This is a genomic window from Paraburkholderia sp. BR14312, from assembly GCF_040948675.1.
GTDB classification, from domain to species: Bacteria; Pseudomonadota; Gammaproteobacteria; order Burkholderiales; family Burkholderiaceae; genus Paraburkholderia; species Paraburkholderia nodosa_A.
On the sequence record NZ_JBFPKI010000015.1, the window covers coordinates 157,740 to 182,183 of the forward strand.

22 protein-coding genes and 1 pseudogene are annotated in these 24,444 nt (G+C 66.6%); 15 read left to right on the plus strand and 8 right to left on the minus strand.

All coding sequences use genetic code 11. The annotated features are described in order from the left end of the window. Nucleotides 1-32 precede the first annotated feature (32 nt). The gene (locus AB3X98_RS34765) at nucleotides 33-1,085 is read left to right on the plus strand and encodes an aldo/keto reductase (RefSeq protein ID WP_368604821.1); all 1,053 of its coding nucleotides are present in this window, start codon (nucleotides 33-35) and stop codon (nucleotides 1,083-1,085) included. 117 nt (nucleotides 1,086-1,202) lie between these two features. Here the strand turns inward: AB3X98_RS34765 and AB3X98_RS34770 are convergent, their stop codons facing one another. Further along, complete coding sequence (locus tag AB3X98_RS34770; protein ID WP_368604822.1) at nucleotides 1,203-1,550, minus strand: BON domain-containing protein; 348 nt, start codon at nucleotides 1,548-1,550, stop codon at nucleotides 1,203-1,205. Between the two features lie 336 nt (nucleotides 1,551-1,886). Here AB3X98_RS34770 and AB3X98_RS34775 point away from each other — a divergent pair, with 336 nt between their 5' ends. Further along, a complete protein-coding gene (locus tag AB3X98_RS34775) occupies nucleotides 1,887-3,419 on the plus strand; it encodes an RNA polymerase factor sigma-54 (RefSeq protein ID WP_368604823.1) in 1,533 nt (510 codons plus the stop codon). 159 nt (nucleotides 3,420-3,578) lie between these two features. On the opposite strand, the gene AB3X98_RS34780 is transcribed toward AB3X98_RS34775, so the two are convergent. Both AB3X98_RS34780 and AB3X98_RS34785 read right to left on the minus strand, forming a co-directional pair. Beyond that, the gene (locus AB3X98_RS34780; RefSeq protein ID WP_368604824.1) at nucleotides 3,579-4,865 is read right to left on the minus strand and encodes a cation:proton antiporter; all 1,287 of its coding nucleotides are present in this window, start codon (nucleotides 4,863-4,865) and stop codon (nucleotides 3,579-3,581) included. A 177-nt stretch (nucleotides 4,866-5,042) separates the two neighbouring features. After that, nucleotides 5,043-5,870 carry a DUF72 domain-containing protein gene (locus AB3X98_RS34785; protein ID WP_342946070.1) on the minus strand — a complete coding sequence of 276 codons (828 nt, stop codon included), beginning with the start codon at nucleotides 5,868-5,870 and terminating at the stop codon, nucleotides 5,043-5,045. A gap of 183 nt (nucleotides 5,871-6,053) precedes the next feature. On the opposite strand from AB3X98_RS34785, the gene AB3X98_RS34790 reads away from it, so the two are divergent. Continuing rightward, complete coding sequence (locus tag AB3X98_RS34790) at nucleotides 6,054-6,458, plus strand: transposase (protein WP_342946071.1); 405 nt, start codon at nucleotides 6,054-6,056, stop codon at nucleotides 6,456-6,458. A 49-nt stretch (nucleotides 6,459-6,507) separates the two neighbouring features. Here AB3X98_RS34790 and AB3X98_RS34795 read toward each other — a convergent pair whose 3' ends face one another. Next, nucleotides 6,508-8,181 (minus strand): AAA family ATPase, encoded by a 1,674-nt coding sequence (locus AB3X98_RS34795; RefSeq protein WP_368604825.1) that lies wholly within the window; start codon nucleotides 8,179-8,181, stop codon nucleotides 6,508-6,510. Nucleotides 8,182-8,386: 205 nt separating this feature from the next. On the opposite strand from AB3X98_RS34795, the gene AB3X98_RS34800 reads away from it, so the two are divergent. Continuing rightward, entirely contained in the window at nucleotides 8,387-9,364 is a 978-nt protein-coding gene (locus tag AB3X98_RS34800) for an acetyltransferase (RefSeq protein ID WP_368604826.1), read from the plus strand. Nucleotides 9,365-9,380: 16 nt separating this feature from the next. Here the strand turns inward: AB3X98_RS34800 and AB3X98_RS34805 are convergent, their stop codons facing one another. Then, nucleotides 9,381-11,816, minus strand: a complete 2,436-nt coding sequence (locus tag AB3X98_RS34805) for a phosphoketolase (protein ID WP_069261960.1) — start codon at nucleotides 11,814-11,816, stop codon at nucleotides 9,381-9,383. Nucleotides 11,817-12,143: 327 nt separating this feature from the next. Between AB3X98_RS34805 and AB3X98_RS34810 the strand changes: the two genes are divergently transcribed. From AB3X98_RS34810 to AB3X98_RS34845, 8 genes are all read left to right on the plus strand, one after another. Further along, nucleotides 12,144-13,130: a zinc-dependent alcohol dehydrogenase family protein gene (locus AB3X98_RS34810; RefSeq protein ID WP_368604827.1), complete on the plus strand. Its 987-nt coding sequence runs from the start codon at nucleotides 12,144-12,146 to the stop codon at nucleotides 13,128-13,130. 153 nt (nucleotides 13,131-13,283) lie between these two features. Beyond that, on the plus strand, nucleotides 13,284-13,745 hold the full coding sequence (locus AB3X98_RS34815) for a universal stress protein (RefSeq protein ID WP_069261958.1): 462 nt from the start codon (nucleotides 13,284-13,286) through the stop codon (nucleotides 13,743-13,745). A gap of 389 nt (nucleotides 13,746-14,134) precedes the next feature. Then, nucleotides 14,135-14,686, plus strand: coding sequence for a hypothetical protein (locus tag AB3X98_RS34820; protein ID WP_368604828.1), 552 nt, complete (start codon nucleotides 14,135-14,137; stop codon nucleotides 14,684-14,686). Beyond that, nucleotides 14,676-15,422: an acetoacetyl-CoA reductase gene (phbB, locus tag AB3X98_RS34825; protein ID WP_368604829.1), complete on the plus strand. Its 747-nt coding sequence runs from the start codon at nucleotides 14,676-14,678 to the stop codon at nucleotides 15,420-15,422. The genes AB3X98_RS34820 and phbB overlap by 11 nt, the downstream gene beginning before the upstream one ends. A gap of 252 nt (nucleotides 15,423-15,674) precedes the next feature. Continuing rightward, nucleotides 15,675-16,106: an Hsp20/alpha crystallin family protein gene (locus AB3X98_RS34830; protein ID WP_368604830.1), complete on the plus strand. Its 432-nt coding sequence runs from the start codon at nucleotides 15,675-15,677 to the stop codon at nucleotides 16,104-16,106. Between the two features lie 236 nt (nucleotides 16,107-16,342). Next, nucleotides 16,343-16,555, plus strand: coding sequence for a hypothetical protein (locus tag AB3X98_RS34835; protein WP_069261954.1), 213 nt, complete (start codon nucleotides 16,343-16,345; stop codon nucleotides 16,553-16,555). A gap of 158 nt (nucleotides 16,556-16,713) precedes the next feature. Beyond that, the gene (locus AB3X98_RS34840) at nucleotides 16,714-16,875 is read left to right on the plus strand and encodes a hypothetical protein (protein WP_176732820.1); all 162 of its coding nucleotides are present in this window, start codon (nucleotides 16,714-16,716) and stop codon (nucleotides 16,873-16,875) included. 243 nt (nucleotides 16,876-17,118) lie between these two features. Further along, a complete protein-coding gene (locus AB3X98_RS34845) occupies nucleotides 17,119-18,108 on the plus strand; it encodes a hypothetical protein (RefSeq protein WP_342946079.1) in 990 nt (329 codons plus the stop codon). Between the two features lie 68 nt (nucleotides 18,109-18,176). On the opposite strand, the gene AB3X98_RS34850 is transcribed toward AB3X98_RS34845, so the two are convergent. Beyond that, complete coding sequence (locus AB3X98_RS34850; RefSeq protein ID WP_368604831.1) at nucleotides 18,177-19,025, minus strand: SH3 domain-containing protein; 849 nt, start codon at nucleotides 19,023-19,025, stop codon at nucleotides 18,177-18,179. Between the two features lie 271 nt (nucleotides 19,026-19,296). Between AB3X98_RS34850 and AB3X98_RS34855 the strand changes: the two genes are divergently transcribed. Further along, nucleotides 19,297-20,619, plus strand: coding sequence for a TIGR00366 family protein (locus AB3X98_RS34855; protein WP_069262390.1), 1,323 nt, complete (start codon nucleotides 19,297-19,299; stop codon nucleotides 20,617-20,619). Between the two features lie 33 nt (nucleotides 20,620-20,652). On the opposite strand, the gene AB3X98_RS34860 is transcribed toward AB3X98_RS34855, so the two are convergent. Both AB3X98_RS34860 and AB3X98_RS34865 read right to left on the minus strand, forming a co-directional pair. Further along, nucleotides 20,653-21,021: a DUF488 domain-containing protein gene (locus tag AB3X98_RS34860; RefSeq protein WP_368604841.1), complete on the minus strand. Its 369-nt coding sequence runs from the start codon at nucleotides 21,019-21,021 to the stop codon at nucleotides 20,653-20,655. A gap of 42 nt (nucleotides 21,022-21,063) precedes the next feature. Continuing rightward, a pseudogene (locus tag AB3X98_RS34865) lies at nucleotides 21,064-21,681 on the minus strand (uracil-DNA glycosylase family protein); the annotation flags it as partial. Nucleotides 21,682-21,874: 193 nt separating this feature from the next. Here AB3X98_RS34865 and AB3X98_RS34870 point away from each other — a divergent pair. Beyond that, the gene (locus tag AB3X98_RS34870) at nucleotides 21,875-22,933 is read left to right on the plus strand and encodes a patatin-like phospholipase family protein (RefSeq protein WP_368604832.1); all 1,059 of its coding nucleotides are present in this window, start codon (nucleotides 21,875-21,877) and stop codon (nucleotides 22,931-22,933) included. After that, a complete protein-coding gene (locus AB3X98_RS34875; RefSeq protein WP_368610381.1) occupies nucleotides 22,930-24,417 on the plus strand; it encodes a GntP family permease in 1,488 nt (495 codons plus the stop codon). Before AB3X98_RS34870 ends, AB3X98_RS34875 begins: the two co-directional genes overlap by 4 nt. The last annotated feature ends 27 nt before the right edge of the window (nucleotides 24,418-24,444 follow it).

Consider the following 24,444-nt stretch of genomic DNA (forward strand, 5'->3'; position numbering starts at 1 on the left):
ACTTTCCCTCGAACCCACGACGGAGTCACACCATGCGTTACAACCCCCTGGGCCGCACCGGCCTGTTCGTTTCGGAACTCTGCCTCGGCACGATGACCTTCGGCGGTGGCACGGGCATCTGGAACCAGATCGGCGATCTCCAGCAGTCCGACGCCGAACGGCTCGTTGGCCGCGCGCTGGACGCGGGCGTCAATTTCATCGATACCGCCGACGTCTACTCGCAAGGCGTTTCCGAGCAGATCACCGGCCAGGCGCTCAAGAACCTCAAGATCCCGCGCGAGCAGGTGGTGATCGCGACCAAGGTGTTCGGCGAAATGGGCTCGTCGCCGAACGAGCGCGGCGCCACGCGCTATCACATCATGGACGGCGTGAAGGCGAGCCTGAAGCGACTGCAGCTCGACCACATCGACCTGTATCAGATTCACGCCTTCGACCCCGTCACCCCGATCGAGGAAACGGTGCGCGCGCTCGATACGCTCGTGCAGCAGGGGCACGTGCGCTACGCCGGCGTTTCGAACTGGGCCGCCTGGCAGATCGTGAAGGCGCTCGGCATTGCGCAGCGCGAAGGGCTCGCGCGCTTCGAGTCGCTGCAGGCTTACTACACGATCGCAGGGCGCGATCTCGAACGCGAGCTCGTGCCGATGCTGGAGAGCGAGGGGCTCGGACTGATGGTCTGGAGTCCGCTCGCGGGCGGGCTCCTGAGCGGCAAGTACGGGCGCGACCAGCAAGGCGAGTCGGGCAGCCGCCGCACGACCTTCGATTTTCCGCCGGTGAACCGCGAGCGCGCATGGGACTGCGTGGACGCGATGCGGCCTATCGCGCAGGCCAAAGGCGTGTCGGTCGCGCAGATCGCGCTTGCGTGGCTGCTGCATCAGAAGGCGGTGACATCGGTGATCATCGGCGCGAAACGCGTGGACCAGCTCGACGACAACATCGCGGCCACGAAAGTGAAGCTCAGTGTCGAGGAGCTAGGCGTGCTGGGCGAGGCGAGCGGACTGCCCGCCGAGTATCCGGGCTGGATGCTCGCGCGTCAGGGCGAGCAGCGGCGCGCGCAGCTGCGGCAATCGCGGCAGGAAGAAGAATGACGCGGGAATGACGCGGGAATGACGCGGGAACGAAGCTGGAATGAAAAGCGCCGGCGGTGGAAGCCGCCGGCGCGGTCTGGCCTGAAACTGGGTCGATCCGGTTGCCCGGCCGATCGGTCAGCTCGCCGCCGAGACCTTCAGATGGTTCTTCACCGAGGTCACGCCCGAGACGCCTTCCACGACCTGCCGGGCGTTGTCGCGGTCCTCGGCGCTCGGCACGGTGCCGGTGAGCGAGACCACACCCTTACGCGTCTTCACATGGATGTGCTCGGACTTCACGTTCTTCGCGCCGAGCAGTTCGGCCTTGACCTTGGTCGTGATGGTTGCATCGTCGACGTGCTGGCCCATGGACTCCGAACTGGCCGCGGGCGCGGAGCTGTTCGTCGTGGCCTGCGCACCGGCGAGAAGTGCGAACGTCATGCAAGCGGCGCCAGCCGCGGTCTTGAGGATCAGGATGCGCTTCATGGCTACTCCCTTTCTGGTTGTGGTCGCAGCTTCCCTCCGCAAGGTGCGTGCCTCGCCGCGTCGGTGCTCGCTGCGCACGCCGTTGAAAGCCTGCTGGAAGCCGTCTGCGCAGCCCACTATGCGGGATTGCGGCCGATTCACGCGACCCGGTTTCCCCGACCGGCGCGCGCAAAAATTTTTCCGCACCGTTGTAAAAATCTCCACGGTGGGGTCGGAAAAAGGCTCGCGTCGTAGGCGTTGCAAGTGCCGATCCCGTTTCAAAACAGTGCGTTGTAAAAACTGGCATGGCTGTTGCATGAGCGGTGTTACCACTCAATTCAACAAAACGGGATTGCCATGCCTTCCATCGCGTTACACGCGCGCCAGCATCTGGCGCTCACGCCGCGTCTTCAGCAGGCGGTGAGGCTGCTGCAACTGTCATCGCTCGAATTCCAGCAGGAGCTGCGCGAGGCGCTCGACACCAATCCGTTCCTCGAATATGTCCCGCCCGCCTCGGAGACCGGCGAGGCTGCCGAAGCGGCCGACGGCGCAGCGGGCATCGGCTCCGCGGCGGCGCCCGCGGCCGAAGTTCCCGCCATGGCGACCGAAGGCGCCGGCGAGTCCGGCCTCGATGCCGGCATGGCGCAGGAAGCGTCCCCCTACGCCGAGACCTCGTACGCCGAGGCCAGCTACAGCGACGAAGGCTCGGGCTACACCGCCGAGATGCCAACGCCCGGCGCGTTGCGCACGTCGAGCTATCGCGGCGGCGAGGATGGCGATTCCGAGGCCTCCGACTGGGTGCGCGTGCCGGTTACGCTGCGCGAGCAGTTGCACGAGGCGCTGCGCCTCTCGCCGCTCGACGACCTTGACCGGATCGCAACGCAGATCGTGATCGAGGCACTCGACGACGACGGCTACCTGCGTCAGGACCTCGCCGATCTCGCCGATGTGGATGGGGCGGGCGACACGCTCGACGAGGACCGTCTGCGCGTGGCGCTGCGGGTGGTGCAGACGCTCGATCGCCCCGGCATCGGTGCGCGCTCGCTCTCCGAATGCCTCGTGCTTCAGCTCGAGGCGATGCCGCATGACACCCCGCATCGCGAACTGGCCTTGCAGATCGTCTCGCAGCATCTCGAACGCCTCGCGCGCCGCGAGCACGGGGAGCTACAGCGCCAGCTCGGCTGCGACGCCGCCTCGCTGCAGGCCGCGAGTGCGCTCGTGCGCCGCCTCGATCCGAAACCGGGCAACCACTATGGCCGTGCGGACGGCGGCTACGTCATTCCTGACGTGATCGTGCGCCAGGTGCGCGGCAAGTGGGTGGTGAGCGTGAACCCGGCCATCGAGCCGCGGGCGCGCATCCACAAGCTCTATGCGGAAATGTTCGCGCGCTCGGATCAGACGAGCCGCTCGCCGCTCGCTCAGCAGCTGCAGGAAGCGCGCTGGCTGATCCGCAACGCGCACAAGCGCTGCGAGACGATCCTGCGCGTGGGCGAGTGCATCGTCGCGCGTCAGAAGGCGTTCTTCCAGTACGGCGAAATCGCGCTGCGGCCTATGCTGCTGCGCGACGTCGCCGACGAATTAGGTCTGCACGAGTCGACCGTCTCGCGCGCCACGGGCAACAAGTACATGGCCACGCCGCGCGGCATCTTCGAGTTCAAGCGCTTCTTCCCGCGCGAGCTGGAGACGCGCACGGGTGGCACGTGCTCGGCGGCTGCGGTGCGCGCGCTCATCAAGGAAATGATCGACGCCGAAGATCCGCGCGACCCGCTTTCCGACGTCATCCTCACGCAGGAACTCGAAAAGCAGGGCGTGCAGGTGGCGCGCCGCACGGTCACGAAGTATCGGCAGATGATGAAGCTGCCAGCGGCTGAGATGCGCCGGCAGATTTGAGGCATGCGGTTTCTTCCGCGTGCCGGAAGACGGGGGGAGGTCAGCGGCGCGTGACCGGCGTAACGACACGTGTGGTAGCGCGTGGACCGCATGTGACGTTACGCGCGCCGCGATCGGCTATTTGTGGCGCACCCAGCGCAGGGCGAAGCGCCGCGCGCGTCAGCCGGAAGTGCCTGGCGCAATGCCGAGCCATCGCGCCACACGTCCTAGCGTGAGGCCGTTGCAGAGCAGATTCAGCAGGACGAAGGCAGCGGCCATCGCGGCCGCGAACGCGCGCGTGTCGGGCGAAAGCGCGTCGTTGCGCGCGACGCAAATCGCGAGCGTGAGCGTGACGGGCCCGCGCACGCCGCCCCATGCGATCAGCCATTGATGCGCGCGCGGCAACGGCTTGCAGATGCCAAAGCGGCTCAGCAGCGGCACGAAGATCGTGAGGATGCCGAATCGGCTCAGGGTGGCGGCCACCAGCGCCAGCCCGAGCGGGAGGGCGTCGCGCAGATGCAGCGTGTGCACCAGACCGGGCACGTGCGCTGAAGCGAGCAGAAAGACAGCGGCGGAGGCGATGCCAGCCTGGTACGCCCAAAGCTGGCGAAACAGCCCCTGGCTCGCGGCGCGCGGGCGTGTCCGCATGAGCTGGCTGGCCGCGAGACCCGCGCACACCACTGCGGCCACGCCGGAAACGTGAAGCCCGTGTTCCGCGGTCGGATAGAGCAGCGTGGGCAGCGCGAGCGACAGCGCGTACTCGGAAAAAGGCAGGCGGCGCAGCGCGCTCGACGTCGCCACGAAAAGCGCTCCCGCGAGCGCCCCAAACGCGCAGCCGCCAACGAGCGAAACGAGGAACGATGCGAGCGGATAGCCGTGGTTGTGCGCAGCGGTCGGCGCCAGCACCAGTGCACTCGTGAGGAGCGTGGAGATGGTGATAGCGGCGGCATCGTTGAGCAGGCTTTCGCCCTCGATCAGCCGGATCAGGCGTTCGGGCGCGCCGCTATTGCGAAAGAGCGCGATCACGGTGGAAGGATCCGTCGTGCTGACGATTGCGCCGAGCAGCAGGCAGACGATCAGGCTCTCGCCGCTGCTGATCCACGTGGCGAGGCCAACGCCTGCCGCAGCGGCCACCACCGCGCCGATCGCGAGCAGAAGGATGGGCGCGAGATCGGCGAGAAGACCGCGCGTATCGACCTGCAACGCCGCTTCGAAGAGGATGGGCGGCAGAAATATCCAGAGATACGCCTCGGGCGGAAGCGATGTCGTGAGCAAGGGTACGACAGTCGAAGCGGTGAAGGCTGGGGCGAACTGTTGCAAGGCGAGGTAGCCCGCGCCGAGCAGCACGCCGGCGCTGGTCAGGCCGAACGAATCGGAGAGACGAAAACGCTGTGCAGCGGCGTGGCAGAGCGCAATGATGAGTAGCAGGATACCGGCGCGGATGGTGAATTCGATTGCAGTTTGCAAAGGCAGGACACTCCGTGGTGCGGTTGGGCGCCGGGAGTGGCAGTGCCCGCAACGCATCGATTCAGTATCTCGCTGCGTTGCAACTTTGCATGTTGACCCATATCAACTCGCTGCTGACCAGGTCATGACGGCGGCATTACGGTCTTTTACGTGTCAGATGAGATTCGCCGTGCGCGGCTAGCTCGCACCGACGCGCTCGATCAGCGCCACCGCTGCCGCCGGGTTGCGCTCCTTGAAGCCGCTGATGACGTATAGATACACGTCGCGGCCGGCCTTCGCGGCGAGCGGCTTCGCGTAGGTGGCGAGGTCGTCGGGTGTTTCGCCGCGCGACCAGGCGAGCGCGCGCTTCGCCCAGAGGTCGAGATCGGCGGGAGCATAGCCCTGCGGGTGATTCTGCGCGGTTCCCATGATGCGGGCATAGACGAACGGCGCGCTCGTATCGCCGATCAGCGGATAGTCCGAATCGCCGCTGATGACGATCGCCGCCTTGTGCTTGCGCGCGAGTGCGACGAATTCCGGCGTGCAAAAACTCTCGTCGCGCACTTCGAGCGCGTGGCGCAGCGGGCGGCCTTCGGCCTCGTCCGGCAGCAGTTCGAGAAATCGTGCGTAGTCCTCGGGATCGAAGCGCTTGCCCGGCGTGATCTGCCAGTTGATCGGCCCGAGTTTGTCGCGCAGGTTCAGCACGCCGCCGCTCAGGAAGCGCTCGATCGTGGCCCCGGCTTCGGCCAGCACACGGCGATTCATCGCGAAGCGCGGGGCTTTCAGCGAGAACACGAAGTCCTCCGGGGTTTCATCGTGCCAGCGCGTGAAGCTTTCGGGGCGCTGCGCGCCGTAATACGTGCTGTTGATTTCCAGCGTCGAGAGATGACGGCTCGCATATTCCAGCTCGCGGCGCTGCGCAAGGCCGTCGGGATAGAACGTGCCACGCCACGGGGCATAGATCCAGCCGCCCACGCCGACACGAATCCGGCCGTGCCGGGCTTTTGAAGTGGATGAAGGCGCCATTGGAAATCCGTCAGCGAAGCCGGGATGGCGCAGTGTAGCGCAGCACTGGCCGCGGCCGCTGGTTAGCGTGCCGATCTGAACCGCCGAGTTCATCCCGATTTTTAGGCATAGTCCGATATTTTCCTGTCCGCTGTGAGGCTACTTTAGTCCAGTTGTGTCAGATAACTTCACAGGGGCCATCAGATGTCTTCCCGTATATCTCCGGAACTTACCGATCTGCAGTGGCGCAGCATCGCGCCCATGTTTCACGAAATCCGTGTTGAAGGTCGCCGCCGCGGGCGCCCGGCGCACAATCCTCGTCGCGTTTTCGCGGGCATCCTTTGGGTACTGGCCACCGGCTCGGTCTGGTCGAAGCTGCCCGAGCAGTATCCCGATTTCCGCACCTGCCATCGCCGCTTCAAGCTGTGGTTCGACGCCGGTCTCGTGCATCACGCCATGGAGCGTCTGCACGGCGAGGAAGGCCTCGCCCTGTGCGCGGCCATGGCCGCACGCATGCAGCCGTGGCGCTCGCCGGCCGGCCGCAAGCCGCGCTTTCCGGTGGCGTCCTCGCTGCGCTGGCCGCTCTCGCGGCCTTTCGTGGAGCGATGAGCGGGCAGCGCGCAGGTCTTCTGCGGCAGATCATCGGTCCGCCGCAGCATCAAATTCCCCCATCCTCCGCTCGCATGCGTGCGAACAGCGGCGCCCACCAGGGCTCGCGCGAGAATGCCGCGATTTCCACGTCGGTATTGAGATCAACGGTGCGCTGCCGTTCGCGCGCATCGAGTGGGTCCGCTTGCGCCAATTGTGCGGCGAGCACGTGGGCGCCGGCGTCGGAAGCGTCGCGCGGCCCATGCGCGCGAGCGCTCACACGCTCGGCGAGCCGCGCTTGCGGCGCGTGGAAGTTCAGGATCAGCATTGGCCGGTTCAGCTCACGCGCGAGCGCTGCAAAACGTGCGCGATGCGTTGCCTTGAGAAAAGTCGCATCGACTAGCGCCGTGTAGCCCGCGTTCAGCACGTCGCGCACATGGGCGACGAGGCGCTCGTAAAGCGCATCGAGCGCGGCATGTGTGTAGGCGCTTGCCGGCAGCGCCTCGAGCGAGGGCGGGGCGAAGGGTTCGAGCCGCTTGCGTTCGAGATCGCTCGACACACGGATCGCCCCGCTCAATTCGGCGAGCGCGCGGCTCGCGACCGACTTTCCCGACCCCGAAAAGCCGTGGCAGAGCAGAAGCCAGGGTGCGGGCTCGCGCATGGCGCGCGCTTCGCTGGCCGCGAGCGCGAGGTAGCGAGAGGCGACGCCTGCGCGGGCTTGCGCATCGGACCGCGCGGGCGGTCCCGCCTTGAGCGTCGCTACCAATGCCCGTACCAGCGCGCGATAAACGATATGCAGCCGCAACGCCGCGAGCCCCGCGAAATCGCCTGTCGCTTCGAGGTAGCGATTGAGCAGACGGTGGGCATAGGCGGAGCGGCCATGCGCGAGCAGATCCATCAGCAGGAACGCAAGATCGCAGGTCACGTCGATCCAGCGCAGTTCGTCGCTGAACTCGATGCAATCGAACATCAGCGCGTGCCGCCCGTACCGCACGATGTTGTCGAGATGCAGATCGCCGTGGCAGGCGCGCACGAATCCGTTCGTGCGGCGGCCGTCCAGGTGCTGCGCGAGACGTGCGAGTTCGCTTTCGCACGTCTCGCGCAACCCGGCGCGTGTCACTGCATGCGCGGTGCGCGGATCCGCTTCGAGGGGCGCGAGCGCCGCGAGCACCTGTTCGCGCAGCAGTGCTGCCGAGCCGAGGCGCGCTGCGGGCGCCATCGGCCCGCGTCCGGCCCGGTGCGCATGCCGATGGCTCGCGGCGAGGCTGGTTGCGGCTGCATCGATATCGTCCGTGCCCAGTTCACCGTGCGCGAGCAGGTTCGAAAACAGCAGACGCTGATCGAAGCGGCGCATACGTACCGCATAGTCGATGACCTTTACGTTGCCGCGCACGCCGCGTCTGGACCTGAGCCTGCAACGCCGACCGTCGAGAAATAGTTCGCCTGTGTCGCGATAAATCGGTCCGGCGAAGGGCGCATTCAGACGAATCTCAGCTTCGCAGCAGCGGAGCCGGGCATCGAGCCGCACAAAATTGACGAAGCCGAAATCGACGGGCTTCATGATCTTGTACGCGTACCGCCCGGCGAGATACACCACGGAAATATGCGTTTCGATGCGCACGATGCGCCCGGCCGGGTGCGCATACGTGGAGGCGCGCGAGAGCGCGGCGTCCACGAGGCGGCTGTGGCGGCGCGCTACGCGCTGGCGATTGGGGACATGGCGTGAGATAGGCGTGTCGGACATCGGCGTGGCTGTCGTGGGAAAAGAGGGCAACGGGGCGACAAGCGTCGGAACCAGCATAGCGCGAGCCAGCTCGGGAAGGCCGTTGCGCGGCATGTCAATGCCTTGGTCGAAACGGTCTGCATGGGCATCGGCGTCTTGTACCTTTTGTGCAATCGGGGGAGGCTGCGCGATACTGTCTAGTTCAACCCAACGGAATTCCGGATACATGGCGCATTTCGACGTATTCAACGGCGACGCAGACGGCATCTGCGCGCTGCATCAACTGCGGCTCGCAAGGCCGCGCGAGGCGACGCTCATCACCGGCGCGAAGCGCGACATCGCACTCGTCGAGCGCGTGCCCGCCAAGCCGGGCGACTCGCTAACGGTTCTCGACATTTCGTTCGATGTGAATCGCAAGGCGCTCACCGCGCTACTTGCGAAAGACGTCGTGATCGAATATTTCGATCATCACCACGCGGGCGACCTGCCTGTGAACAGGAATCTCGTCGCGCATATCGACACGACGGCGCAGGTCTGCACGAGCGTGCTCGTGGACCGCCATCTCGCCGGCCGCTACCGGCCGTGGGCGATCGCGGCGGCCTGGGGCGACAACCTGCCCGACACGGCGCAGGCGCTTGCCCAGCAGGCCGGGCTCGATGCCGGGCAGGCCGTGCAGCTGCGCGAGCTTGGCGAGTCGATCAACTACAACGCTTACGGCGACTGCGTCGAAGATCTCATGATTGCGCCGCTCGATCTGTACGCGGCGCTGAAGCCTTATGCCGATCCGTTCGATTTCATCGCCTCGGAGCCCATCGTCGGACAGCTCGCCCGTTGCCGTCACGGCGATCTCGAACTGGCCCAGGCCATCGCGCCGCTCGTCGCGCTCCAGTACGGCAGCGTTTGCGTGTTGCCCGACGAGCCGTGGGCGCGCCGCGTGCGCGGCGTGTTCGCCAATGTGCTCGCGAACGAGGAGCCCTCGCGCGCGCACGCGGTGCTGAGCGTGAACGCGGACGGCAACTATGCGGTGAGCGTGCGCGCGCCGCTCACGGAACCGCGCGGCGCGGATGAACTCTGCCGCGCGTTCCCCGGCGGAAACGGCCGGGTCGGCGCGGCGGGCATCGATTGTCTCGAATCGAACCGGCTCGACGCCTTTGTCACCGCGTTCGCGCGCGTGTTCGGGCGCACGAAGCCGGCTTCGGCCTGAGCGGCGCAAGGCGCAACTAAGCCGTGTCACCTGAGCCCTGCGCGGCGCGCGCCGCCGGCCAGCGCCAGTCGCGGATTTCGGGCATGTCGTCGCCGTACTCGTCCACGTAGCGGCGGTGCGCGGCCAGCTTGTCATGCAGGGTCTGGCGCAGATGCGCCGCGCGTTGCGCGAGGCCGTCCACGCGGTCGATCACGGCTTCGCACAGGTGGTAGCGGTCGAGCCGGTTGAGCACCGTCATGTCGAATGGCGTGGTCGTCGTGCCTTCCTCGATGAAGCCGTGCACGTGAATGTTCGCGTGATTGGCGCGCCGGTACGTGAGCTTGTGGATCAGCGTCGGATAGCTATGGTGCGCGAAGATCACGGGCTTGTCGGTCGTGAACAGCGCGTTGAAATCGGCGTCGGGCAGACCGTGCGGGTGACGGTCGGCGGGTTGGAGTGTCATCAGGTCCACCACGTTCACCACGCGGATCTTCAGGTCGGGCAGGCAGGTGCGCAGCAGATCCACGGCGGCTAGCGTCTCCATGGTCGGCACGTCGCCGGCGCAGGCCATCACGACGTCGGGCTCGCCGTCGTCGTCGTTGCTCGCCCATTGCCAGATGCCAATGCCGTCCGCGCAGTGGCGAATGGCTGCGTCCATGTCGAGCCATTGCGCCTGCGGCTGCTTGCCCGCCACGATGATATTGATACGGTTCCAGGTGCGCAGCACATGGTCCGTCACGGCGAGCAGCGTATTGGCGTCGGGCGGCAGATACACGCGCACCGTGTCCGCCTTCTTGTTCACCGCATAATCGATGAAGCCCGGGTCCTGATGGCTGAATCCGTTATGGTCCTGGCGCCACACGTGCGAGGTGAGCAGATAGTTGAGCGAGGGCAGTGGCCGCCGCCACGGAATCTCGCGGATCACCTGCAGCCACTTCGCATGCTGGTTGAACATCGAATCGATGATGTGGATGAACGCCTCGTAGCACGACATGAAACCGTGGCGGCCCGTGAGCAGATAGCCTTCCAGCCAGCCCTGGCAGGTGTGCTCGGAGAGGATTTCCATCACGCGGCCGTTGGTGGCGAGCTGGACGTCGTCGGGCGTGACCTCCGCGAGCCAGGTGCGCGACGTCACGTCAAATACGTCGCCCCAGCGGTTCGACGCAGTTTCGTCGGGCCCGAAGATGCGGAAGTTGCGCGTGGCGTCGTTCACGCGCATCACTTCGCGCAGGAACGCGCCCATCACGCGCGTGGCTTCGGCGTCTACCTGGCCCGGTGCGGGCACAGCCACGGCGTGGTGCTCGAAGGGTGGCACGCGCAGTTCGCGCACGCGGCCGCCGCCGTTCGAACGCGGGTTCGCGCTCATGCGCTTTTCGCCTTGCGGCGCGAGCGCGGCGATGTCGGGCACGAGGCGGCCTTGCGCGTCGAACAGTTCCTCGGGCTTGTAGCTGCGCATCCAGCCTTCCAGCAGCGCGAGGTGCCCCGGCTTCGAAATGTTGGCGAGCGGCACCTGGTGCGAGCGCCACGAGCCTTCGGTTTTCTGGCCATCCACGGTCTTCGGGCCCGTCCAGCCCTTGGGCGTGCGCATGACGATCATCGGCCAGCGCGGGCGCACATAGCCGGACGGCAGGTTGCCGTGTTCGTCCGCGAGTTCGCGCGCAGTCTTCTGGATGCGGGCGATTTCGTCGAATGCCGTGTCGAGCGCGGCGGCCATCAAGCGATGCGCCACGTCCGGTTCCTCGGCCTCCACGAAGATCGGCTCGTGGCCATAACCCTTCATCAGCGAGGCGAGTTCGTCGTCGCCTATGCGCGCGAGCACGGTCGGCCCGGCGATCTTGTAGCCGTTCAGATGGAGGATGGGCAGCACCGCGCCGTCGGTGGCGGGATTGAGAAACTTGTTCGAGTGCCAGGCGGTGGCGAGCGGGCCCGTTTCGGCTTCGCCGTCGCCCACCACGCAGGCGACGACCAGATCCGGGTTGTCGAACACCGCGCCGTAGGCGTGCGAGAGCGCGTAGCCGAGTTCGCCGCCTTCGTGGATCGATCCCGGCGTTTGCGGCGCGACATGGCTCGGAATGCCGCCCGGAAAACTGAACTGCTTGAAGAGCACGGCCATGCCTTCGACATCCAGCGGCACGTTCGGCCAGGTCTCGCTGTAGGTGCCTTCGAGCCAGGTGTTCGCGACGACGGCGGGGCCGCCGTGGCCCGGCCCCGCGAGAAACAGCACGTCGAGATCGCGCGCGTTGATGATGCGATTCAGGTGCGTGTAGAGGAAGTTCAGGCCCGGCGTCGTGCCCCAGTGGCCGAGCAGGCGCGGCTTCACGTGCGCGAGTTGCAGCGGCTCGCGCAAGAGCGGATTGGCGAGCAGATAGATCTGGCCAACCGAGAGGTAGTTGGCCGCGCGCCACCAGGCGTCCATGCGGCGCAGCAGGTCGTCGGAGAGCGGCGGGTAGGCAGGGGTGTCGGTGGCGTTCATGCGGGGCTCCGGTTGCGCGGCGGCGGAAGGCGGACCGAGGCGGACTGCGTGCGCGGCGCGGCGGCGTGCGTGGCGCGAGCCGGTGGCCCGCACGGCGGACGGACTCCGCGCGCCAGGCCGGGCTGCGGCCCTCGTGGTCCTGTGGGATTCGTCTTATGGTGCCACGATCGCGCGGCGCGCCACGCGTGGATGTCCTGTGGCGGCGAGTCGCATCGGGGTAGCTGCGCCGCAGCGCGCAATGCACGACAGCGCGCGGTCCGATTGCATAACATGGTTTTATGGTGATCGATGCGGCGCGTCTGCCGCGTTCTGGCGAGGAGGATAGCGATGCGGGCAATGCTGTTCGACGGCGAGAATCCGCGGCTGCGCGAAGCCGATCTACCCGACCCGGCACCGGGCGCGGGCGAACTGCTGATCGACGTGCGTGCGTGCGGCGTATGCCGCACCGACCTGCACGTCGTGGACGGCGATCTCGCTCACCCGAAAAGACCGCTCGTTCCCGGTCACGAGATCGTCGGAACGGTCGCGGCGCTCGGGGCCGGCGTGACGGGTTTCGCGCCCGGCGACCGCGTGGGCGTGCCGTGGCTCGGCCGCACCTGCGGCCATTGCCGTTTCTGCGCCGACGGGCGCGAGAACCTCTGCGACGCACCCGGCTTCACCGGCTACACGATCGACGGCGGCTACGCCACGCGCACCGTCGCCGACGCCCGCTATAGCTTTCATCTGCCGCGCCAGTACAGCGACCTCGAGGCCGCGCCGCTCCTCTGCGCGGGACTCATCGGCTATCGCTCGCTCGCGATGGCGGGCGATGCACGGCGCATCGGCATCTACGGCTTCGGCGCCGCGGCGCATATCGTCGCGCAGGTCGCGCGCCACCAGGGGCGCACCGTCTACGCGTTCACGCGTCCGGGCGATGTCGCGGCGCAGCAGTTCGCGCGGCGCCTCGGAGCGACGTGGGCCGGCGGCAGCGACGAGCGCGCGCCCGAGGAACTCGACGCGGCACTGCTGTTCGCGCCGGTCGGCGCGCTCGTGCCCGCTGCGCTGCGGGCGCTGACGAAGGGCGGCACGGTCGTGTGCGGCGGCATCCACATGAGCGACATTCCCTCGTTTCCTTACGCATGGCTGTGGGAAGAGCGGCGCATCGTTTCGGTGGCGAATCTCACGCGCGAGGACGGGGCGACGTTCATGGCGATCGCTGCGCGGCACAAGCTCGAAATCGAAACCACGCCGTACCCGCTCGCGCGCGCGAACGAGGCGCTGGCCGATTTGCGCGAGGGACGGCTCACGGGCGCGGCGGTGTTGACGATGCGCTGAGCCGGTCAGGTGGATCACGATGGTGACGCAGTAGAGACAACGGGTCGCACTGGCCGGGGCGCGCATCCGTACCTGAATGCGCTACAACGATCTTTATCTGGATAGCGCGCCGGGAGCCGGTGCGCAACATGGGCGACGCCCGGGAGGTCCATGATGTACAAGCAGATTCTGGTAGCGGTCGATGGCAGCCGCAGCGGCCGGCGCGCGCTCGAGGAGGCCGTGAAGGTCGCGAAAGCGACTGGCGGCGCCGTTCAGGCGCTGTATGTCGTGCGGCATCCGGCGCGGCTCGTGGACGTCAGTACGGGCTTCGCCGAGGAACAGGCGCGCCACTCGGCGGAAAACGACGCGGCAACGGCGGCGCTCGAAGAGGCGAAACTGGTGTTCGCGCAGGCTCAGGTGCCGGGCTCAACGCGCGCGGCCGATGCAAGCGGCGAGGAGATCGCCGCAGTGATCTCGCGCATCGCCGCCGAGGACGGCGCGGACCTCGTCGTGATGGGTACGCGTGGCTTGTCGGGCATGAAGCGCCTGTTGCTCGGCAGCGTGGCCGAGTCGTTCCTGCGCATGGCGGACCGGCCGGTGATGCTGGTGCGCGACGAAGAGCTGCCGGCCAACTGACCGGTGTGCCCGGTTCCACCGGCCGGTTCGGGTCGAGGGCGCGATCGGCCGGGCAGCGTTCCCGCCCTTACAGTCCGTCGCGAAATACCCGCGATGACAAGCCTGGTGTTGACTCGCTGCGCATCAGGTATCTCGAAATGTGACGTCGATCAAGCGACAAATCGCCCATTCGTCGCGCGGGACGCCGTCTTCCTGCCTATGATGTTGGCTTGAGTCGGCCGTCTTGCGAACATACGGCACTCCGAAGCATCCCGTTCCCCATCGTCGCGCGTGAAGCGCTTTCATTTCGCTCGCCGCAGCCCGCGTCCCGTCGCGGTCCACCGCGGTCTCTTTGGCAGCAAACGCATCCGGCCGCGCCGGGCGAAAGCTACATAAGGAGGAGATTGACCATGGCAACCGCTTCCCATCCCTCATTCGACGCCGCCTCGCCCGGCAACGCGATGGGCGCCTCATTCGACACGTACCGTGCCAACACGTCGGCCGCGTTGCGCCTGCTCGTCGGGCAGCAGCAATGGCGCGAGCAGTTGCTGAAGCTGGAGCAGCGCCGCATCGCGCGCGACCGCGAGGCGGTCGAGGGCCTGCTCGAATCGCTGCGCACCGCGCGCGACTGGACCGATTTCGCGGTCGCCACGCAATCGGTCTGGCGCGACTATCTCGGCGCGAGCACCACGCTCTGGCAAGAGGGCGTCGCGGCGGCGATGCAGAGCGCGAGCACGTGGTCCGACAGTGCGCGCGACTTCACGCAGCAGTGGCAGGAGGCCTGTGCGGGCGCGCAAGCCAGCGCAGCCAAGGTGCCGGGTGCGCTGCCGATGCGCGAGTGGATGAACGCCTTCGAGCGCGCAATGAGCAGCGCCGCCAATGGTGCAGTGCATCCGGGCAAGGCGGCGGGCGCAGGCCGTGCGCAGGGCGCGAGCGCGGGCGGAGGCCAGCATGGCCACTAAGCGCGTTGCTTTCGTCACGGGCGGCATGGGCGGACTCGGCGAGGCGATCAGCCGGCGCCTGCACGATGCGGGCATGACCGTCGCCGTCTCTTGCTCGGCGGCGAACACGCGCGCCGATGCCTGGCTTGCCGCCGAACGCGCGGCGGGCCGTGACTTCGGCTGCCACCAGATGAACGTCGCCGACTACGAGGCCTGCGAGCGCGCGGCGCAGCAAGCGCTCGACGATCTCGGCCAGGTGGACGTGCTCATCAACAATGCGGGCATTACGTGCGACCGCAGCTTCGTGAAGATGTCGAAATCCGATTGGGACTCCGTGCTGCGCACCGATCTCGACGCGCTCTTCAACGTGACGAAGCCGTTCCTGCCCGGCATGATCGAGCGCGGCTTCGGGCGCATCATCAATATCGGCTCGGTCAACGGCTCGCGCGGCGCTTTCGGGCAGACCAACTATTCGGCGGCGAAAGCGGGCATGCATGGCTTCACGAAGGCGCTCGCACTGGAAGTGGCGAAGAAAGGCGTGACGGTGAACACCGTGTCGCCGGGCTACCTCGCCACGCAAATGGTGGAAGCCGTACCGAAAGATGTGCTGGATGCGCGCATCCTCCCGCAGATTCCAGTAGGCCGTCTCGGGCAACCGAACGAGGTCGCGGCACTCGTGGCGTTCCTCTGTTCGGACGATGCGGCGTTCATCACCGGCGCCGATATCGCGATCAACGGCGGCATGCACATGCAATGACGCGCCGCGCGGCGACACAAAAATTTCGCGCGCGGCAAAAAACGGGTCTTGCAAACGCGCGAGGCGCCTTCATGTTGGAACGGCAAGCGGCAGCGACCGCGCCGCGCGAGCGGCGCGCTTCGTTGCAGGCGATTCCCGGACGTCGGCCGCAGAGGTGTCATGCGCCTGTGCGAGTTGATGGGGGAACTTAGGAATCCGACGCAACGCCGTCGTTGTGTGGACACGAAAAACGTTCTGCCCATGGAGGCATCAATGAGCACTATCTCGCGTTACGATCCGTTTTCGATGGAAGGTGTGCCCGATCTGTTTCACGGGCTGTTCCGGCCGTTGCGTGCTACGAGCGGCGCGGAAGGGCAAGCGGCCAGTATCCGGATCGACGTGACGGAAGACGAGGCTGGTTTCACGGTGAAGGCTGAAATGCCCGGCGTCGACCGGAAAGACATCGACGTGAAAATCGATGGCAATCTCGTTTCGATTGCCGCGAAAGTCGAGCGCGGCAGCGAACGGAAGGAAGGTGAGCGCGTGGTGCGTCGCGAGCGTTATGCGGGCAGCGTGAGCCGCGCGTTCACGCTCGCCGCGGAAATCGACGATGCAAAGGCGGCCGCGCAATACAAGGATGGCGTGCTGACGCTGACGCTACCGAAGCGGGCCGCAAGCGCCAGTAAGCGCCTCGAAATCAACTAAGGGCGAGAGGCTGTAAGCGGGCGGCGCGCAGACTGCATATCGTGCAGCTGCGCGCCGCTTTCTTGCTTCAGACACCGGCGCGTAACACAGCGAAACATGGCTGTAGCGAAACTGTACGATTGACTCGCTATGCTGGGGTGACTCAAGCCCACGGCCCTTCGGTCGATTGCTTTTTCGGGCATGTGGCTGGAATCGGCGCTTGCGCCTCGACTCCGGCCAACAACTGGAGAGACCTGATGCTCAGTCACCACGAACTAGCGACCCTGCTGCTGATCCGTGATGCGGACGCGCCGATTCAAATGATCGATTCCGATTTCCTTGCGCTGCAGCGCTATCGTCTCGTCGAAATGGACGAGGCGGGCGGCGACCCCACGCTGCGCCTCACCACCCGCGGTCGCGAACTGCTGCGGCGACTCACCCACGACGAGGGTGGCGAGCCCACTATTTGAGCGGCCGCCGCGAGCCGCTCTTGCGTAGCAAGGCGTGTCAAGAGCGTTTCATCGAGCGCTACGCCCGTTACATCCGTGTAATGCGTCGCGGAACGCTCTGCGATACAGTGCTGGCTTTTGATTCCCACCACGCTGTTTTCATACGCAAGAGCCGAGTCATGAACGCCGTTACCAAGCCCGCTGTCCGCCTGTTTGCCCTGATTTCCTGCGCCGCGCTTTTCGCGCCGCTCGCTGCTGTCGCCCAACCGTATCACCACGAGGTATGTCACGTCGAGCACGTCCACCATCACGCTGAGCGCGTCTGTCATCACGTGCGCTGATATTGCACCGCTTGCAAAGCTGAATGCAGGAAGACGCCGCACTTTTTGTGCGGCGTTTCTTTTTTATTCATGTAATTAGGATGGCAAAATAAATATCAGAAATTTGTGCTACGTCATGTCGTAATTAATTGAAAGAGTGGGTTTCCACAAAATATGCCGCGTCGCGGTATGCTCCGCGTTCCGTTGCATACGTTTTCCTTGCAGCGAGTCACGTCATCCCAACCGCAAGGCCAAACGCACGCAATGAAAAACATCACGTCGCTAGCCGCAGCCGGTGTTGTCGGCAGCGCGCTCGCCTTGGCTTCGGGGTCAGTTTGCGCGCAGGAATTCACGCTCTACACAGGGCCGCTCAAAAGCGGCGCCGATCATACCTATTCGTGGCAAATGGATTACACGGAGGGTTTCGGCCAGTATTTTGCCGGCAGCATTGCCTGGCTCAACGAAGGCCATATTCCGGATCATCACCGCGACGGCCAGGCCATCCAGGCGTGGGCGCGTTTGCCGCTCGCGCAACGCCGCTTCGTATTCGCGCTGGGTGTCGGGCCGTATCGCTATTTCGATACCGAGGCCGCGTCACAGGGTCAGGGCTGGTCCGATACGCACGGCTGGGGCGTGCTCTACAGTGCGCGCGCCACGTGGTACTCCACGCATCGCTGGACAGCGAACCTGCAGCTCAACCGCGTGCAAGTGTCGCGCGGGCCATCGACGACATCGCTCATGCTGGGCGTGGGCTATCAGCTCGACGCGCCCGGCACGCCAGGGCCGCGCGATTTCGCGCTGCCGCGCACGCAGAAAGTGACGAACAACGAGATCACGCTGATGGCGGGCGAGACGATCCTCAACAGCCTCGAATCGCAGACATCTGCGGCCGAGGCAATCGAGTACCGGCGCGGCATTAATTCCTTTCTCGACGCCACAGTGGGATATCTGCACGAGGGCAATGGCATCTCGGCGCGGCGCGATGGCGCGACGGCGCAAATCTGGCTCACGCGCGCGTTCTTCGACGAGCGTCTCACGCTCGGGTTCGGCGCTGGCCTCTACGCGGCGATCCATCACGGCGAGCATCCCGACGAGCGTGATACCGGCGACGGGATTCTCTCGGGGCTTGTCTCCGTTTCGGCTTCCTATCGCTTGACGCAGCACTGGGCGGCGCGCGTCACCTGGAACCGCGTGGTCACGCGCTATAGCCGCGATACGGACGTGATCCTGGGCGGTATCGGCTACCGGTTCTGAGCGATGGTGAAGTAGCCAGCGCGGGCACGCCTTGCGTCGGCATGGACTTTTGCCCGCTAGTCGCGACGTTAGCTACCCTGAGGCGGACGGCCACCGCCGCCGCCAGGCCCGCCACCGCCGCCAGGTCCGCCACCGCCTCCCGGTCCGCCACCACCACCGCCGCCACCAGTCCCGCCACCACCGCCACCTCCCTGCGGTCGATTATTCCCGCCGCCGGACGGCCGCCCACCGCCTTGCCCCTGAGGCCGGCCGCCGCCCTGGCCGGGCGGACGGGCATTCCCTTGACCAGGCGGACGGGCATTTCCTTGTCCCGGCGGCCGCGCGTGCCCTTGTCCGGGCGGCCGCGCGTTGTTATTGCCGGGGCCCGCGCCGGGTGGCCGGTTTCCCTGTCCCGCGTTGTTGTTGGGCGGCCGATTCCCGCCGCCCTGGTTGGGCGGCCGTGTGCCGCCCGGCGGACGACCGACGGGCGGACGCGGCCGCACGGGCGGCGGCGGCAGAGGTCGTGGTCCTGGATGGCGCGCCCAGCGCGATTGATTGGAGTACCACGGCCGGTCGCGGTAGTGCATGCCCCAGTACGCGCCGAGCGAGAACGTCACGATAGGCAGACCGATGCGCGGGCCATAGTTCATCACCGGCACGCGTTGTCCTTGCCACGGATAGCTGATGAAGGTGCCGTAGACCCAGCCTCGCAGGCCCGGAAAACCGATGTCGCACCAGCTAAAGCCCGCGACGCAGCCCCATACCGTCACTGCCACGCCACCCGGAATCTGCGCGACGATAGGAAAGTCGGCTGCGGGTCCTGCGTAGATGTTGACGGTCTGATTCGTGAATGCCTGCGACTGGGCGTGCGCGGGCGGAGTAGCCACGAATATGCCGGCTAGCGTGGCGAGCACGACACCGAGAAACTGCTTGCGCATTGCTGCCTCCCGCTGGGTGGAATCACCCGGACATTTATTGAGATAGCAACCATAACGGTAGCAGATAAGGCTTTTAGGGCGCACCGAGGCATGTAACGGCTTATTTCGTGCGGGTGCGCGCGCACCGGTCAGGCGCAGCGTTCAGCACGCATTCGGCCAATTGCCGGCGTGGCGCACGCAGTATGCCGCGCTGTGCAAAAATCGCGGCCTCGGTTCGCAAAGAAGAAAACAGGCGGCCGATTCCGTATCAGCAGACGAGGAGCAGACCACCGTGATTCAGCGTATTTCCCACTTCTTTACCGGCGTAGTGCATCGGATCCTGCCGGACCCGCTCATCTTCGCCATTCTCCTCACCGTCGTGACCTTCGTGCTGGCGTTCGCGCTCACGCCGCAGCCGCCTGAAGCGCTCGTCTTGATGTGGGGTTCGGGCTTCTGGAACCTGCTCGCGTTCGCGATGCAGATGGTCCTGATTCTCGTCACCGGCCACGCGCTTGCCAGCTCCGGCCCGGTCAAGCGCATGCTGGTCGCGCTGGCGAGTTGCGCGCGCACGCCGGGCCAGGGCGTGATGCTGGTGGCATTCGTGGGCGCGATTGCCTGCGCGATCAACTGGGGCTTCGGCCTCGTGCTCGGCGCGATGTTCTCGCGCGAAGTGGCCCGGCGAGTGCGCGGCGCGGACTACCGGCTGCTCGTCGCCGCCGCGTACATGGGCTTTCTCACGTGGCACGGCGGCCTTTCCGGCTCGGTGCCGCTCGTCGCGGCCACGAAGGGCAATCCCATGGAAAAGGCCGTCGGCCTGATTCCGGTCTCGCAGACCATCTTCACGGGCTATAACGCGTTCATCACGCTCGGACTGATCGTGCTGCTGCCGATTCTCGTGCGTCTCATGATGCCGAAGCCCGAGGATGTCGTCTCGGTCGACCCCGCGCTGCTCGAAGATCCGCCGAGCGTCGAGCGCAAGCTCGGCCCGGATGCGACCTTCGCCGAGCGCATCGAGGAAAGCCGCGCGCTCGCGCTGCTGGTGGCGGCACTGTGCTTCGTGTTCCTCGGCTTCCGCTTTCACACGAAGGGCTTCGCGCTCGACATCGACACCGTGAACCTCGTGTTTCTCGCGGCGGGCCTCGTGCTGCACAAAACGCCGATGGCCTACGCGCGCGCCGTGGCCGGCGCCGCGAAGGGCGCCTCGGGGATCATGATCCAGTTCCCGTTCTACGCGGGCATTCAGGCGCTCATGGACCACTCGGGTCTCGCGGGCGTCATCACGAAGTGGTTCGTCGATATCGCGAACGTGCACACGTTTCCGCTGCTCGTGTTTCTCAGCTCGGCGGTGATCAACTTCGCGGTGCCTTCGGGCGGCGGCCACTGGGTCGTGCAGGGGCCGTTCGTGATGCCGGCGGCGCAGGCGCTGGGCGCGGACCTCGGCAAGTCGGCGATGGCGATCGCTTACGGCGAGGCATGGACCAACATGGCGCAGCCGTTCTGGGCGCTGCCCGCGCTCGCGATCGCCGGCCTCGGCGTGCGTGACATCATGGGTTACTGCGTGACCACGCTGCTGTTCTCGGGCGTCGTATTCGTCGCGGGGATGTATCTCTTCTGAGCGTGAAACGGGCGGGGCGCGAGCCCCGTCCGGTCATTTGTGCTTCACGTGCTTCGCCAGATAGTCGCGCAGCACGATTGCGTGATTGCGCTCCGTATCGTGGGAGCCATAGAGCAGGGTGATGTGCCCGTTCCCGGCCGCTTCGGCGAGCGGCCGCCAGGCGTCCGGATTGGCGTTCAGCTCGGCCAGATAGCGCTTCCTGAATTCGGTCCACTGCTCCGGGTCCTTGTGGAACCATTGGCGCAGTTCGGTGCTCGGCGCCACCTCCTTGAGCCACTCCACGTTCGCGAGCTTTTCCTTGCTCAGGCCGCGCGGCCACAGCCGATCCACCAGATAGCAGTGGTGTCCCTGCTCGGGCAGCGGTTCGTAGACGCGCTGGATATCGATTGCCGGTTTCGTCATCGTCGGCTCCTTTTTAGTGGTGTGCGCGTGGCGGCCGTCGGGTGCCAGCAATGCTTTTACGCGTGCCTGCAGCGCGGGCAGGACGTCGAGTTCGAACCACGGATGGCGCTTGAACCACGCCTGATTGCGTGGCGACGGATGCGGCAGCGGCACGAAATTGGGTGCATAGTCGCGCCAGGCCGCCACCGTCTCGGTGAGCGAGCCGCGGCGCTCGCTGCCGAGAAAATAGCGCTGGGCATACTGGCCGACGAGCAGGGTCAGGCGCACGCCGCGCAACTGCTCGATGAGCCGCGCGTGCCACAGTGGGGCGCATTCCGGGCGCGGCGGGTTGTCTCCGCCGCCGCCGCGGCCGGGGTAACAAAAGCCCATCGGCACGAGCGCGACCTGGGCGGCGTCGTAGAACGTTTCGCTGTCGATGCCGAGCCACGCGCGCAGCCGTTTACCGCTCGCGTCGTCCCACGGCACGCCCGAGGCGTGGACCTTCGCGCCCGGCGCCTGGCCGACGATCAGCAGGCTTGCCGTATCGCTTGCCTGCAGCACAGGGCGCGGCCCGAGCGGCAGCGCGTCGGCGCAGGCATGGCAGGCGCGGATTTCAGCGAGCAGCGCGGGAAGCGGGCCCGATAGCGAATCCGGCCCGCGAAGCGGATGGGCATTCGACACGGCAAGGCAGGAAGGCGTGGCGGGAGATCCAGTCTACCAAACGCCCTGGTGCGCCGCTGCGACCGGCCCGCCGCGCGCTGATCGCAGCGCGACTCCAGCGCGTTCGAGCCAGATTGCGCGCTGCGTCATTCTCGTGCGGCCATTTGCGCTTTTCCTGTAATCTCGCCCGTGGTCTGTCTGGAACGGAGCCGCAATGCCTGCCGAAGCCGAGACGTCAACCCGCACGACCCGCACCGAGCCCTTGCTCGTCGATCTCGCACTGCAAGGCGGCGGCTCCCATGGCGCATACACATGGGGTGTGCTGGACCGCCTGCTCGAAGAGTCGTGGCTGCAGATCGAAGGCATTTCGGGCACCTCGGCGGGCGCGATGAACGCCGCCGTGCTCGCGAGCGGCCATGCGTTGGGCGGCGCGGCCGGCGCGCGCGAGGCGCTCGAACGCTTTTGGCGCCGCGTGGCCGACGCCGCGCGCTTCAGCCCGTTCCGGCGCGGCCCCGTCGACATCCTGCTCGGGCGCTGGACGCTCGATCATTCACCCGTGTTCGTCGCGCTCGACATGATGGCGCGTGTCGTCTCTCCGTACGACCTGAATCCGGGGCGCGTGAACCCGTTGCGCACGATCCTCGCCGACACCATCGACTTCGACGCGTTGCGCCGCTCGCGCATCAAGCTCTTCGTCACGGCCACGCGCGTTTCCAACGGGCAGGCGCGCGTGTTCCGCAATGCCGATGTCACGCCCGACGCGCTGCTCGCCTCGGCCTGTCTGCCCACGCTCTTTCAGGCCGTCGAGATAGACGGTGAGGCCTACTGGGACGGCGGTTACGCGGGCAATCCGACGATTACGCCGCTGATTCGCGAGACCGATTCAATCGACACGATCCTCGTGCAGGTGAACCCCGTGGAGCGCGCGGGCACGCCGCGCTCGGCGCGCGACATCATCAACCGCGTGAACGAGATCGCATTCAACTCGCCGCTAATCAAGGAGCTGCGCATGATGGCGCTGCTGCACAAGGTCGCCGACGCAGGCAGCGAGGAGGGCCGCCGCTGGGCGCATATGCGCCTGCATCGCGTGCATAGCGCGAAGCTCGTCACGCTGGGCGCGTCGTCGAAGCTCAACGCCGAGTGGTCGTTCATCACGATGCTGCGCGACGAAGGCCGCCACACCGCCGATGAATTCCTGGCGCAGCACGGTGCGCAGCTCGGCGAGGCATCCACGTTCAAGTTCGAAGCGCTGCTCGAAGGGGTGCTGCAATGAGCGCGGGCACGCTCGTTATCGGCCTCGGGGGCATGCTCGCGAGTCTCGCGCTGCTGATCTGGCTCGCGTATCGCGGCTGGAGCGTGCTGCTGCTCGCGCCACTGTGCGCCATGCTGGCCGCGCTCATTTCCGGCGAGCCGGTGCTCGCGCATTGGACGCAAACATTCATGTCGAGCACGGGCCGTTTTCTCGCCCAGTTCTTTCCGCTCTTCCTGCTCGGCTCGCTGTTCGGCAAGCTGATGGAAGACAGCGGCTCGGTGGACGCCGTGGCGCGCCTCATGATCGACAGGTTAGGAACGCGTCACGCACTCGTGGCCGTGGTGCTGGGCGGCGCGCTCGTCACCTATGGCGGCGTGAGCCTGTTCGTCGCGTTCTTCGTGCTCGCCCCCATGGCGCAGGCGCTGTTTCGCTCCGCCGATATCCCGCGCCGCCTGATGCCCGCTGCGATCATGCTCGGCACGGCGACCTTCACGATGTCGGCGCTGCCCGGCACGCCCGCGCTGCAAAACGCCATTCCGATGCCGTTCTTCGGCACGACGCCGTTCGCGGCGCCGGGCCTTGGCGTGATCGCGAGCCTCGTGATGGCGGGCTTCGGCCTCTGGTGGCTCGGGCGCGCGGCGGCGGCGGCGCGGCGCAACGGCGAGGGCTTTGTCGAGCCCGATAACGGCGGCGCCGATGACGAAGAGCGCGGCAAGTCCTCGCTCGTGCGCGAGCGCGCGAGTCTCGCCCAAGCCTTCGATCCCGCCGAGATCGGCGGCGCGGCTGTACCGGACCATGCGGGGCCGCCGTCGCCCTTCGTTGCGCTCGCGCCGCTCGTGGTCGTCGTGGCGATGAACTTCGTGATGAACGTCGTGGCGTTCCCGCGCATCGACGCCTCGTATCTCGCCGAACCGCGCTGGGGTTCGACCACGCTTTCGGCGGTGGCGGGCGTGTGGGGTGTCTCGGTCGCGCTCGCGCTCGGCATCATCGTGCTGGTGGCGCTCAATCGCGGGCGGCTCGGCGCGCTACGCGAGAGCGTCGATGCGGGCGCCAACGCGTCGGTGTTGCCGGTGCTGAGCGTGGGCAGCCTCGTGGGCTACGGCGCCGTGATTGCCGCATTGCCCGCGTTCGAGGCCGTGCGCGACTGGGTGCTCGGCATCGGCGGCGGCCCGCTCGTCTCGCTCGCCGTGGCCACGAACCTGCTCGCCGGGCTCACGGGCTCGGCCTCGGGCGGCTTGACCATCGCGCTCGACGCGCTCGGTGGCACCTACATGGAGCTCGCTGCCCAGCATGGCATCGATCCCGCTTTGCTGCACCGCGTCGCCGTGATGTCGTCGGGCACGCTCGACAGCCTGCCGCACAACGGCGCCGTCGTCACGCTGCTGGCCGTGTGCGGCTCGACGCATCGCGAAAGCTACCGCGACCTCGTGGTGGTGAGCATCGTCGGCGCGCTCATCGCGCTCGCCGTCGTGATCGTGCTCGGTTCGCTGTTCGGCAGTTTCTGACTGGCGTTCCTGCGCGAAACACGCTGC

Excerpts from the sequence above, each read along its gene's own strand:
- AB3X98_RS34830 (WP_368604830.1), top strand. The coding sequence starts at position 15,675 with ATGAGCACTATCTCGCGTTACGATCCGTTTTCGATGGAAGGTGTGCCC.
- AB3X98_RS34800 (WP_368604826.1), top strand. The coding sequence starts at position 8,387 with ATGGCGCATTTCGACGTATTCAACGGCGACGCAGACGGCATCTGCGCG.
- AB3X98_RS34860 (WP_368604841.1), bottom strand. The coding sequence starts at position 21,021 with ATGACGAAACCGGCAATCGATATCCAGCGCGTCTACGAACCGCTGCCC.
- AB3X98_RS34765 (WP_368604821.1), top strand. The coding sequence starts at position 33 with ATGCGTTACAACCCCCTGGGCCGCACCGGCCTGTTCGTTTCGGAACTC.
- AB3X98_RS34875 (WP_368610381.1), top strand. The coding sequence starts at position 22,930 with ATGAGCGCGGGCACGCTCGTTATCGGCCTCGGGGGCATGCTCGCGAGT.
- phbB (WP_368604829.1), top strand. The coding sequence starts at position 14,676 with ATGGCCACTAAGCGCGTTGCTTTCGTCACGGGCGGCATGGGCGGACTC.
- AB3X98_RS34770 (WP_368604822.1), bottom strand. The coding sequence starts at position 1,550 with ATGAAGCGCATCCTGATCCTCAAGACCGCGGCTGGCGCCGCTTGCATG.
- AB3X98_RS34850 (WP_368604831.1), bottom strand. The coding sequence starts at position 19,025 with ATGCGCAAGCAGTTTCTCGGTGTCGTGCTCGCCACGCTAGCCGGCATA.
- AB3X98_RS34790 (WP_342946071.1), top strand. The coding sequence starts at position 6,054 with ATGTCTTCCCGTATATCTCCGGAACTTACCGATCTGCAGTGGCGCAGC.
- AB3X98_RS34820 (WP_368604828.1), top strand. The coding sequence starts at position 14,135 with ATGGCAACCGCTTCCCATCCCTCATTCGACGCCGCCTCGCCCGGCAAC.
- AB3X98_RS34810 (WP_368604827.1), top strand. The coding sequence starts at position 12,144 with ATGCGGGCAATGCTGTTCGACGGCGAGAATCCGCGGCTGCGCGAAGCC.
- AB3X98_RS34835 (WP_069261954.1), top strand. The coding sequence starts at position 16,343 with ATGCTCAGTCACCACGAACTAGCGACCCTGCTGCTGATCCGTGATGCG.
- AB3X98_RS34840 (WP_176732820.1), top strand. The coding sequence starts at position 16,714 with ATGAACGCCGTTACCAAGCCCGCTGTCCGCCTGTTTGCCCTGATTTCC.
- AB3X98_RS34795 (WP_368604825.1), bottom strand. The coding sequence starts at position 8,181 with ATGTCCGACACGCCTATCTCACGCCATGTCCCCAATCGCCAGCGCGTA.
- AB3X98_RS34870 (WP_368604832.1), top strand. The coding sequence starts at position 21,875 with ATGCCTGCCGAAGCCGAGACGTCAACCCGCACGACCCGCACCGAGCCC.
- AB3X98_RS34775 (WP_368604823.1), top strand. The coding sequence starts at position 1,887 with ATGCCTTCCATCGCGTTACACGCGCGCCAGCATCTGGCGCTCACGCCG.
- AB3X98_RS34805 (WP_069261960.1), bottom strand. The coding sequence starts at position 11,816 with ATGAACGCCACCGACACCCCTGCCTACCCGCCGCTCTCCGACGACCTG.
- AB3X98_RS34785 (WP_342946070.1), bottom strand. The coding sequence starts at position 5,870 with ATGGCGCCTTCATCCACTTCAAAAGCCCGGCACGGCCGGATTCGTGTC.
- AB3X98_RS34845 (WP_342946079.1), top strand. The coding sequence starts at position 17,119 with ATGAAAAACATCACGTCGCTAGCCGCAGCCGGTGTTGTCGGCAGCGCG.
- AB3X98_RS34815 (WP_069261958.1), top strand. The coding sequence starts at position 13,284 with ATGTACAAGCAGATTCTGGTAGCGGTCGATGGCAGCCGCAGCGGCCGG.